Origin of the sequence: Enterococcus sp. DIV1307a, assembly GCF_050537425.1 — a bacterium.
Classification (GTDB): domain Bacteria; phylum Bacillota; class Bacilli; order Lactobacillales; family Enterococcaceae; genus Enterococcus; species Enterococcus faecalis.
This window is the reverse complement of sequence record NZ_CP172914.1, coordinates 1,016,241-1,028,159: the sequence shown is the minus strand read 5'-3', so window position 1 is coordinate 1,028,159 and position 11,919 is coordinate 1,016,241. Positions and strand designations below refer to the sequence as shown.

General features: G+C 38.4%; 9 protein-coding genes. 2 read left to right on the top strand and 7 right to left on the bottom strand.

Annotated elements, in window-relative coordinates; translation table 11 throughout:
- Positions 1 to 2: 2 nt before the first annotated feature.
- A complete protein-coding gene (locus tag IGL90_RS05015) occupies positions 3 to 1,436 on the bottom strand; it encodes a glycoside hydrolase family 1 protein (RefSeq protein ID WP_010825178.1) in 1,434 nt (477 codons plus the stop codon).
- 242 nt (positions 1,437 to 1,678) lie between these two features.
- Between IGL90_RS05015 and IGL90_RS05010 the strand changes: the two genes are divergently transcribed.
- Complete coding sequence (locus IGL90_RS05010; RefSeq protein ID WP_002366529.1) at positions 1,679 to 2,392, top strand: GntR family transcriptional regulator; 714 nt, start codon at positions 1,679 to 1,681, stop codon at positions 2,390 to 2,392.
- A 270-nt stretch (positions 2,393 to 2,662) separates the two neighbouring features.
- Positions 2,663 to 3,193, top strand: coding sequence for a DUF5067 domain-containing protein (locus tag IGL90_RS05005; RefSeq protein WP_033595033.1), 531 nt, complete (start codon positions 2,663 to 2,665; stop codon positions 3,191 to 3,193).
- A 32-nt stretch (positions 3,194 to 3,225) separates the two neighbouring features.
- Here IGL90_RS05005 and IGL90_RS05000 read toward each other — a convergent pair whose 3' ends face one another.
- Genes IGL90_RS05000 through IGL90_RS04975 form a run of 6 tightly spaced genes read right to left on the bottom strand, consistent with a single transcriptional unit; the run spans position 3,226 to position 11,903 of the window.
- Positions 3,226 to 4,191: a LacI family DNA-binding transcriptional regulator gene (locus tag IGL90_RS05000; RefSeq protein ID WP_002382203.1), complete on the bottom strand. Its 966-nt coding sequence runs from the start codon at positions 4,189 to 4,191 to the stop codon at positions 3,226 to 3,228.
- A gap of 15 nt (positions 4,192 to 4,206) precedes the next feature.
- Positions 4,207 to 7,482 (bottom strand): GH36-type glycosyl hydrolase domain-containing protein, encoded by a 3,276-nt coding sequence (locus IGL90_RS04995; protein ID WP_048737800.1) that lies wholly within the window; start codon positions 7,480 to 7,482, stop codon positions 4,207 to 4,209.
- 17 nt (positions 7,483 to 7,499) lie between these two features.
- On the bottom strand, positions 7,500 to 9,650 hold the full coding sequence (locus IGL90_RS04990) for a glycoside hydrolase family 3 N-terminal domain-containing protein (protein ID WP_048737798.1): 2,151 nt from the start codon (positions 9,648 to 9,650) through the stop codon (positions 7,500 to 7,502).
- 4 nt (positions 9,651 to 9,654) lie between these two features.
- Positions 9,655 to 10,419, bottom strand: a complete 765-nt coding sequence (locus IGL90_RS04985) for an endonuclease/exonuclease/phosphatase family protein (protein WP_010822724.1) — start codon at positions 10,417 to 10,419, stop codon at positions 9,655 to 9,657.
- Positions 10,400 to 11,317, bottom strand: a complete 918-nt coding sequence (locus tag IGL90_RS04980) for an acetylxylan esterase (protein WP_048737793.1) — start codon at positions 11,315 to 11,317, stop codon at positions 10,400 to 10,402. Before IGL90_RS04980 ends, IGL90_RS04985 begins: the two co-directional genes overlap by 20 nt.
- Positions 11,310 to 11,903: a DUF624 domain-containing protein gene (locus tag IGL90_RS04975; RefSeq protein WP_048737792.1), complete on the bottom strand. Its 594-nt coding sequence runs from the start codon at positions 11,901 to 11,903 to the stop codon at positions 11,310 to 11,312. Before IGL90_RS04975 ends, IGL90_RS04980 begins: the two co-directional genes overlap by 8 nt.
- Between the last annotated feature and the right edge of the window lie 16 nt (positions 11,904 to 11,919).

Below are 11,919 nucleotides of genomic sequence, written 5' to 3'. Positions count from 1 at the left end.
AATTAGATAAGTCCATTTGTTTCAATGACTTTTTGATACCAATAATAACTGTCTTTCGGGATTCTTTCTAAGGAACCTTTTTGTGTTTCATCTTGATCCACATAGACAAAACCATAACGCTTTTGATAGCCGTTGAGCCACGACAGTAAATCGGTGTAACTCCATGTACAATAACCAATAACTGAAACACCATCCGTAATCGCCTCTTGAATCGCTTGGATATGGCTTCGTAAATAATCAATGCGATACGTATCATGAATTTGTTTATCTTCTGTTAAGGTATCATATTCGCCTAACCCATTTTCAGTAATTAAAATAGGCACTTGATAGCGACTAGCTAATCGTCGTAAGGCAATTCTCAAACCTTGCGGGTCAATGGCCCAATCCCAGTTCGTCCGTTCAACATATGGATTATTTACTTTTTTAAATAAACCCGGTACCCCAGATTCCGTTTCAGAACCCTTTTCACCCGTTGTGTTCATCTTCCCTATTCCGACGCCATCTAATGGATTAGCAGCAACCGTATCCGTCCGATAATAATTAATACCTAGAAAATCAGGTTTGGCTGAACGTAGTAACGCTAAATCGCCCTCTTTTATCGTTGGGGCCACACCTTGCTCCTGTAAGTAATTTAATGCGGCAATTGGGTATTCTCCCCAAAGATAGACATCTAACCAAAAATGCGACAACAAATCTTCTGCATTTTCAGCCGCTAAAACATTGGCAGGATGCGCATCAACGGCATAAACAGGCGTATAAGCAAAGCTAGGGCCAATTTTGCCAGGCATTTCTAATTCATGAAACGCATTAATCACTGCTGCATTGGCTAAATTAGCAATATGATTGGCCTCATACATCCGTTTATTATCTGTTACGCCGGGAGGATGCACGGCTAATTGATAACCTAACGAAGTAAACACATTTTGTTCGTTTAAACTAATCCAATAGCGAACTTTGCCACGGAAAGCGTCAAATAAAATTTTCGCATAGGCCACAAAATCAGCAATAATTTTTCTTGATTCCCAGCCACCATATTCTTTTTGCAAAACAGCTGGCAAATCCCAATGATATAAAGTTACCATTGGTTCAATTCCTGCCGCTAACAACTCATCAATTAAATCTGAATAAAATTTCAGTCCCGCTTGATTTACTTGACCACGTCCTTCAGGTAAAATTCGTGTCCATGCTATCGAGAAACGATATGCTTTTAAACCTTGTTGTTTCATTAAAGCCACATCTTCTTTGAAACGATGATAATGATCGACGGCTAAATCACCAGTTGTCTCTTTGAACGTTTTTCCTGGTAGCCGAACAAATTCATCCCAAACAGATGCGCCTTTGCCGTCTTCACTCCAAGCACCTTCTACTTGATAAGCTGCCGAAGCAGAGCCCCATAAAAAATCTTGCGGAAATGCTTTTAGTTGATGATGTTCCATTGTCATACCTCCCTCTTTTCTGTGCTGCCCTTTTATTGTAAAAGGTTTTCACAAAAAGTACCAATCAGATCAATAAGTTCTTCTGTTTACTTTTAAAACTATATAGTTTTAAAAAGAATAAGTCAACTACTTTTATTTAAGTACTTGATTATTAAGTGGTTACGTTAAAAATAAATATATAGTTTTAACATGTTAAATTCATGGTATAATGAGAGAAATACTGGTGATAAAGGAGGACTCTGATGCGGACAAATACACGTTATAAAGAAATTTATGCAGCTATAAAACAGGATATCGAAGCAGGTGTTTATCCCATTAATCAAAAGTTACCCCAAGGTCGTCTTCTTGCAGAAAAATATCAGGTCAGCGAACTAACCATTACAAAAGCCTTACATTTGCTTGTGCAAGAAGGTTATGTTGTCAGACGACGTGGCTCGGGCAGCTTTGTTCAAGACTTTCAAAATCGAACCATTACTAAATTTTCTCCGTTAACCGGCACTTACTCAACCTACGATGGAAAAGTTGAATCCGTGGTTTTAGGCTTTGCAACAGAAGTACCTGAGCCTTGGGTGACTGAAAAATTAAGTATCACAGAAGAAGAGTTAGTCTACAAAATTATTCGTTTACGGATTATCGAAGATGTGCCCTCAATTATTGAATACACTTGGATGCCCGTTGCTTTAATTCCGAACTTGACAATGAAAGAATTGAAAGTCTCCATTTATCAATATATTTCGGAACAATTGCATCAAAAAATTCAAAGTGCGCGGGTCAGCATTTCTGGGATCCGTCCTTCTGCGTTGGAAAAAAAATATTTAAACTTAACCGATAATGATTTCCTGATGCGTGCAGAACAAATTGCTTACCTAGGCAATGGACATATTTTTGAATACTCAATTGCGAATCATATTCCTAGTGAATTCACTTTTGAAACTGTCTTAATTGCAGAAAAATAGAAAACTTTTATGTTGCCATTTCTCATTTCTAACAAAACGATCTCTTTACTTTGAGCCAATACTTTTTGTTAGAAATGTTTTTCTGCTAGTTAAAAATATTTTTCAAATTATATTTCCAAACATGAATTTTGATAAAAGTATTGCTATTTACTAGAACTACGATTAAAATATTGCTTGTAGCACTCTTTTTTATATAGATACAAGCAATTTGTTTTTTACATAGTCAATCAACCAAAGTGAGGACTTTATATGAGGAAACCCTACATTTTAATGAGCTTACTCGTTCTAAGTACCTTATTAAGTGCTTGTTCAACTGTAAGTGGCAGCCCAGCAAGTCAAAGTGCGCCCGCACCTGATGAAGTCTTGGCGACAAGTATTGGGACGTATGAAAATCGAACATTGTTGGTTCCAGATGGGCGTTTATCCTTAACTACCTTGCATAAAGGAAAAGATTATCAAGGCAAACCCATGTTTTATGTCCTGTTTGAATTAACCAATACAACCGAAAAAACACAAAATATTCAGCTAATGATTCAAAGTTTTATGGAAGTTAGTCAAACTGTCCACGGAAAAGCCCAAAATTTACAATATGCAGTCTTAACAGATTCACCTTTCCAAGACAAACTAGATCGTTTAGCAGATGAAATCAATCCTGGTGAAACAATCCAAGGTGCTTACCCGTATGAATTTATTAATGAGAACAAGCCGGTCCATTTTAAATTTAGAGATCGCCTTCTCAGTCTGGATGAACCCATTGCATCAGAAGAAATTACCATTACAGAAAAAAGTTTGGTCCGCTAGCTTAGCTAGCATTGGACCAAACTTTTTATTTATTATTCAGATGGAAAAGATTCTCCTTCTATAAAACGTGTGTAAATGTGTTCGCTCTCAGCAGCTTCTCCCCGCATTAAATGAATAATTTTCTCTGCAGCCACCATGCCCCATCGATGTTTAGAATAGGCAATTGTTGCTAATCGCGGTTGCACAAACGCACCTAGTTCAGAATTATCAAAACCAATCATCCGAATGTCTTTCCCCATTTGGTAATTTGTTTCTGCAACATATTTATAGACACCGATCGCCATTTCATCATTAAAAGCAAAAACATCGACTGGTTCTGTCTGTGGTTGACTCAAAATTTTTTTAGCAGCCGCATAGCCAGAAGGTTCGGTAAAATCGCCTTGGATAATTTCATAAGGTATCCCAAAACGAGTTAATTCTCGTGTACTAACAGCCAATCGTTCTTGGCTATCATAACCTTTTTCTGGTCCAGAAAGCAGAAGAACCTTTTTTGAACCCACATTGACAAATTGCTCAATTGCCTGCGTGGCACCGCCACGATTATCCAAGAGAACTTGCCGAATATTCCTATGCTCAGTGGTTCGATCAAGGACAACGATCGAATGGCCTCGTTCAGCAAATTTTTCAATTTCTTTTGTTGGAAATGTCCAATCTAAAATAATTGCCCCATCCACCATTTTTTCAGGAATGAAAAGATGTGACTTTTTACCGCTGCAGACAATCATCTCATAATCAAACAGTGCTAAGCCTTTCTTAATCCCCTCCAACAATTCACCATAAAAACTACCGCCATAATCGGCCAAATAGACACCAATAATATTAGTTTGACGACGTTTTAATGTGCGAGCGGCCATGTTAGGAACATAGTTTAGCTCTTCAGCAATTGCTTGGATGCGCGTTCGTGTTTCTTCAGTTACCTTTGAACTACCATTCAATGCGTAAGAAACGGTCGAGATTGATACGCCTGCTTTTTTTGCAATATCTTTAATTCCTACCATGGACTACTCTCCTTTCTAATGGTAAATTTCAATAACACTTGCTTCATTTAATAATGAAAGCACCTCGTCTTTTTGAACTTCCATTCCCCCTTCTCGATAAGGGTTTTCTTCAAATTTAAACGGAACTTCTTGACCATCGATAACTATTTTCGCTGACTGATTTGGATAAAATTTATATGTGACAGGTTTATCAAACAATTGGTAAGTTAGTGCTAAACCAGACAATTTTTCTGGTAACACGGGATCAAAAACCACACTTTGGGCCTTTTGCCGAATCCCTAAAACAGCTGTAATTAATTGATTTAAATAAATTCCCGGCCCGCTTGAATAAATTCGCCAACCACCTTTTACCCCAATACTTCCATCTTTTAGTTTACCAAAATTTTCTTGTGATTCATACCTTGTTTTAAAATCGCCATCGGAACTACTAAAATAGGCATTGGCTTGACGTAACTCTGCATTGTGAACCACTTCTTTTAATTGAACTGGATTGATTTGCATTAATGCTTGCCAGGTTTTGTCTCGCTGACCAATTTTCGCCATCGCTTCTGTATAGCGAATGTGCGCATGAACATACTGTAAGCCAATTTCGCGACCAAAATTAGCCGCCTGTTCTGCTCGTTTAAAATTAGTGCTCACACCGCCTCGATAGTTCGCTGGTTTGTTCATTAAACGCACGCCATCAGGAAACGTTAATTCTTTTTCAATAATTTCTAAATGATGACTTACTTGTTCCGGTGTTAATAATTCAGCTAACATACTACGAGTCATTGGCAATAATCGATATTGAATCCCTGTTTTTTGGTCATTTGGGTGAATCATTTGTTCAAAAGTTTCTGGCGTTTCCATATAAATAAACCCTGGAATCGTTTCATCCGCCAACATATATTTTTGAAAATCGTTCTTTATTCCTGCGACTAAAATTGCTAAGTGCTGACTATAAGTAGCATCGATTTCCGTAATTAAAGCCGCAAATTTTTTCAATACTTGATACGTTAAGGCAACGGTCCAACTACTAGCCATTTGCTCTTTAAGACGATTATCATAAGGTTGTAACGTGTCATCCCAATCGCCGTCACCGTAACAGGATAGAAAAGTTTCTGGTAAAAAATGTTGTTCAATATAATTTATTTCTTTTTTCAAATGTTCAAATAAAGATGCTGTTTCTTTTGTTTTGTGATTATCTTTGCGACTTGTATAAGGGATTTCCGTAGCTAAGATTGAATAATCTGCGGTTTGTTCCAAATAATCAGTCACTACTTTCAATGGCCAGACGATAATATCGCCATGGCTTTCACTGGCTTTTTGTTCTTCGTATCGGTCAAACATAAACCATTGCGGCCAGTTGCCATCGTCCTCAAATTGATTTTCAAATAGATGCTGAATAATGGAGGCCACGATCTTAGGCTGTTGCGTCGCAAAGAAAAATTCTGTCGGTCCTTGCGACACATCTCGTGTGCCCCAAGCTGCTCCACCATACTGTTCTAAGCCATGTGGCGACAAATAATGAACGAGCATATTATGAGTATACCAACGAGTTAATTGATTCATTTGCTGCACACTTGAGTCTGTGTGTGTTAACTCAAAATGATGTAACAAGCCATTAATGAATGCTAAATATTGACTTTCTGCTTTTTCAAAATCTAATGGTGTATTGACTAATGCTTGGTCCTCTATACTGCCCGTAATAAGTAGTGAAAATTTTTGGGTCTTTTCGATTGCCAAGACTAATAAGTCCGCTTCAGCTCCACCAAATAATGTGCTATCGGTTACTTGAAATGATTTATCAACTGTCAATGCATAGGTTAGTTCTGGGTAATAATTTTCTGTAGCAGAATGATTTCCCGTCACTCGAAGCATTTTGCCAGTTTGTTCTAATTGATAGGTTGGTACTTCTTCAGGTCCTAATAACAAATGGTTAGAAACAGCCCACATATACGCATCCTTTTGACTGGTCACTTCCAATTGAATCACTCTTGAATCAGGCGAAGTGAAGGTGCGTACACGAATTGTATCCTTTGGCAACTTATAATACCACGTAGCAGAGTTCAACCCCATTTCAAAAGCAGAAGGCATTGTTAGTAAGCGCCATAAGCCATTCTCTAAAATGTAGATTCGTTGACCAGAGCGTTTCATAACGTTTAAAGCGTTTCGGCTATTACTCATTAATTTGTTCATGGTTGTATTTCCTAAAACCACTTGTGAATTGAAAATGCCATACATATACACTGTCGTACTAAGCAAAGGTTCGTCAACCGTTAAGTCTTTACCACTTAATAAAATGTGGCCATGCGCTCTTTCCATGGCAATTTCTTTTTCTTGAAGAACAACATGATGGTAATTTTCCGTGAAAAAGGAATACGTCCGACCTGCTACTTTTTCAATTTGTGTCTGAAGGGGATAAAGTGCGGCCAACTCTTCTTCTGTTAATGGATTTCCTGTGATAGGTTCTCCTAAAAGTTTTGGAGGAAAGTCCTGTGTTTCTTTTAATGAATCGAATGTCACAGTTTCATAAATAGCTTGTAAGTCTTCTTTCGATAAAAAAGGTTCAGCTAATGCTTGCGGATGTGTTTCTGTTACCGCACCATAAAAAACAAATTCCTTACTTTCATTCGTTAATTGGACGGTTTCCGTTTGTAAAGCGGTGTAAGCAAATTCATATTGATAGACTTCATTTGCTAAATATCTTTTCCCCAATGCATCTGGTGTGTTTGTTTGTTTAAATGAACGGCCAAAAAATTGATAGCCATCCGTTGAGTAGCCTACTAATTTTTGAAAACTCCCTTGAATAAGGGCTGGAAACTTCTCATTTTGCGGTTGATTTTGTCTCGATAAAACAACAAGCTCTTCGCCCTCTTGCCAAATGTGATGATCAAGATACTGCGACACATACGCTTCATTTGACTGAACGGTTCCTTTTGTCGCTAAGCCAATATCTTGACCATAAACAATATCTACTAAGCCAGTTCCAGTGACATTAACCCGCCAGAACCATTGATTGCTTGGCCCCAAACGAAAGTCAACTTGGTAACGAACCGCTTCAAATTCACCCCGCCATGTCAATTGGTTATCTGAAAGATAAAAATCACTTTGACTGTTGGAACCAATCATTGGTCGATAATTAATTGTGTCCCCTGTAATTATCCGCAAATAGAGTTGGTTCATACTCCCGTCTAAAGGATTGCCTTCTAATTGATTAATCATCATGCCACAGCTATTCAATTCTTTTAAATCACCTGTCTCTAGAAATGTAGCGACTGTGTCTGCTTGCTTAAGCTTCTTTATCTGCATAACTTATCCTTCCCATCTTATTCATTTAACGTGACTGTTGTGGTTTGTACATCGCGACTATTTCCACCAATCATTACGATAAATTCACCTGCATCACTGGTTACCTGATTATCTGAATGAACATAGCGCACCATATCCTCTGAAAGAAGAAACTGAACTTCTTTTTCTTCCTTTGGTTCCAGCCAAACTTTTTGGAAATCTTTTAACTCTTTAATTGGGCGAACCACTTGTCCCACCAAATCACGTACATAAAATTGCACGGTTTCCTCTCCAGCGATTGGACTGTCATTTTTTACTAAAACAGAGACCGTGACTGGTTGTTCTTTGGTAAATGTTAATGCACTTAGTTGAATTGGTTGATAAGAGAAATGACTATAACTTAAGCCAAATCCAAAGGGATATTTAGCGTAATTAGAGACATCTAAATATTTAGAAACATATTTTTCTTCTGGTGCTGACTCATAAGGACGCCCAGTATTGTCGACATTGTAAAAAATTGGCACTTGACCAACCGTTTCTGGGAACGACATACTTAAACGACCACTTGGATTGTACTCTCCCCACAAAATTTCTGCTAGCGCATTGCCCCCTTCTGTTCCAGGTTGCCAAGCTTGCACAATTCCTTTTGCAACATCTATCCCTTGTAAATCTAAGGGCCGGCCACTGTAGACCGTGACAACAACATTGGGATTTTTCTCAATAATTTGTGCCACTACTGCTAATTGTTTTTCGGGTAGACGAATATCACTGCGACTGGCAGCTTCCCCACTCATCCAATCTGTTTCGCCTAGTGCCACTACTACTTTATCTGCTTGACTAGCTAACGTTAAAGCCTCTTCAATGGCCGCCGCGGTCGGTTCAAAGTAATCAAAAGGTTCTTGGGCAACTAGGAGATTTGTGGTTAATTTTTGGGCCCCAGCCACGAGGGAAATGGCTTCTTCTTTCTTTCCTTGCCATGACCAAGCCCCTAAAATATCTTGTGATTTGGCCCCTGGGCCGACAAGCGCGATTTTTTCTTGCGGTGTAAAAGGCAAAATATTTTCATTTTTTAAAAGAACCATTGATTTTTGAGCAATCTTTTTAGCTATTTCTCGATGTTCTTTGCTTAAAATCACTTCTGCTTCCGCTTGTTCATCCGCACCACGATAGGGATTTTCAAATAAGCCTAGCTCATTTTTTAGTTTTAAAATTCGCATAACTGCTTCATCAATAAGTGTTTCAGCAATCCGGCCTTCTTCAAGTAATTCTTTTAAATAATCTGGATAACACGTGGTCATCATTTCAATATCTACACCAGCTTTGATAGCCAATTCTGCTGCCTGTTTTTCATCTTTGGCAACGCCATGAGGAATTAATTCTTTAATCGCTCCCCAGTCTGAAATCACAACTCCTTCAAAGCCAAATTCATTTCGTAATACGTCTCTAAACAGCCATTGGTTGCCTGTAGCAGGAATCCCATCCACTGTATTGAAGGACGTCATGACAAGTTTTGCACCCGCATCTAATCCAGCTTTATAGCCAGGTAAATACATTTCTCTTAGCTGCCGTTCAGACATATCTACCGTATTATAATCCCGACCAGCTAAGGCACCACCATATGCCGCAAAGTGCTTCACGCACGCGGCTACTCGCCAATTGTCTTCTTTTAAATTTTCTCCTTGGTAACCTCTAACCATTGCAGCAGCTAAGCGGCTGTTGAGTAATGGATCTTCACCTGTTGACTCCATGACACGTCCCCAACGTGGATCGCGCACTAAATCAACCATTGGCGAAAAGGTTACATGTAATCCTGAAACAGCAGCTTCTTTTGCTGAAATCTCCGCCATTTTTTCAACTGCTGCTTCATCCCAAGTGCTTCCTAAAGCCAAAGGAATCGGAAAGATGGTTCTGAAACCATGAATAATATCCGCCATTAAAAGTGTTGGAATATTTAAGCGATGATTTTGCATATATTCTTTTTGAACACGTTTCGCTTCATTTGCACCGGAAACACCCAGTGTTGTCCCCGCCGTATCAATCGTTTCTTGACTTAGTCCTAGCTCTGACATAGGGCCGGTCTTTTCTTCTGCTTTATCTGAATAAAACGCTGCTGCTAATTGTAATAATTGATTAATTTTCTCATCAATTGTCATTTCTTCGACTAATTGAATCAGTTGATTTTCTTTCATACTCTCACCTTTCTTCAATACATACTTCTGCTTCTAAAGGAAAATGGTCGGAGGGAAAACGTCCATCGATACTATCTGTTAAACTTGCGGTTTGCTGTACTTGCCAACCTTTTACATAAATATAATCAATTTCTTCTAATTCCGCCCAAGGTTTTGTGTAAGTAAAATTTTGAAATGTTCCTCTTGGGCCATAATGAGTAGCTAAATTTTTGCTATCTTGAAATTTTTTTTGAACAAGTTGATGAACTGCTTCCTCCGACTCTGCATTAAAATCGCCCATTAATAAAGTTGGATACTGTGCAATTTTGTCATGTAACTCCTCTAAGATAACGGTCATTCCTGCTAAACGAGCATGAGCTGAAATATGATCCAAATGAACATTGATGACTAAAAAAGGCGTATTTTGAGTCGTTTCCTTAAATAGTCCCCACAAAGCAATTCTTGGACAGCCAGCTTCAGGATGGATACTTGGCTGCTGAGGTGTTTCAGATAACCAAAAATACCCTGTATCAATAGCCTGAACTTTTTGTTCGTTATAGAGAATCGCTAGTCCTTCTCCTTGACCATCCCCTTCTCTTTCCGCAGAAAGACAGGTGAATGTTGTATACGCCTTTAAATCCCTGACTTGATTCGGTCGTACTTCTTGAATACAACAAAGGCTCCAATCATGAAAATTGATTAACTGACAAACAGCCTCTTTACGAAAAGACCATTGCCAATCTTGGTCATACTCTGTATCTACCCGGACATTATACGTAGCTATTTTCATTTTTAACCTCCTGCAATAGTTGTTGAATTTGACGCATCTCACGACGGATCTGGGTTGTTTCACCGCCACCATGGCCTTTTTTCCAATACACTCTGACTGCTTTTCTTGCCTTTATCTGATGATAAGAAGGGAAAAAATCTTTCATTGGACATATCGGATCGTGACTCCCAACAGAAGCAAAGACTGGATTTTTAATTTGCGAAACAAAGTGGCGACTATCAAAATAAGGAAGAACCGCGGCAATTTTTTCATGCGCTTGAGGATGCTCTTGTAAGTACTGATGAATAATTTGATACGAACCTGTTCCTTCTGCTACTCGATTTTCTAAACAAGAATGACTTGGAACATCTGCAAAAGTAGCTAAAATCGGGAAGTCGACTAAACTGTTCACCATTAACACTACGCCACCCCCTTGGGAACCACCACGAAGAATGATTTGGTCCTGATTAATTTCAGTAAAGGTCCGTACCACTTCTATGCTACGTAAATGGTCGGCAAACAAGCGGCGTTGGTACCAATCTTCTTTGTCTAGAAATCCTCGTCCCATTGGTGCTTCATGCCAAATTGTTTGATATGGCACGCGATCTTTGGTTAATCCCCCTTGACCTCGATTATCAATGACAAAACAAGCACAACCAATTTGTGTCCAATGAGCAAATTGCCAAGGTTCTTGAATATGATTCATATAGCCTAAACAGTCAATCACTATTGGCTGTTTCCCCGCCGTTTTAGGAAGTAACAAATAGCCAAAGATGCGCTCACCTAGGAAACTTAAAAAGTCGACCTGTTCCACTTGAACATTTTCCAATGGATAGTCAATGACCCGCCGATGGATATCTAGCGGTATTTTTTGAAGTTCTTCCTTAGTCTTTTCCCAAAACTCAAAATACTCATTCATGTTCCACACCTAACACTTTCTGAAAAAACGCAACTTGAAGAAAAGCCGTTGTCCCGAATCCTAACGCAATATATAAAAACAAATTAAGCTTATAGAAAAAAACAAACGTTAAAAGAGGTAAAATAAACAAAATAATCGCATTGGCACTATTACTTAAGACCACATAAACCGTCTCACCTAGTGTCTTTTTAGCGGACCAATTAAAAACGGAAAAGAGAAAAAGAAAACTCGTCAAAAATAATGCAACAAAACTTAATAGAAAAATAGCTAAGAAACCTAAACTAGTGGCTATTTTAAATAAACTTGTTACGACAATACCGCCCAGTAAAAAAGCAACGAACAAGACACCTGTTAAAATAAAACCTCGCATGATATTATTTTTTAACGCTGTCCAAAACGTTCGCAAAACAGGAATATCTTTTTCACGATACAAACGATAGATCGTTCGATACAACGCAATTAAGCCGACACCGCTAAAGATGCCTGTTATACAGGTAATTAAAAAGAGAAAATTAATAATGATCAAGTTGGCAATAAAAGAAAAAATCCGATAATACCAACCTTCATATGCAAATAGCTTATTCATATTAAAAGAGAAAAGC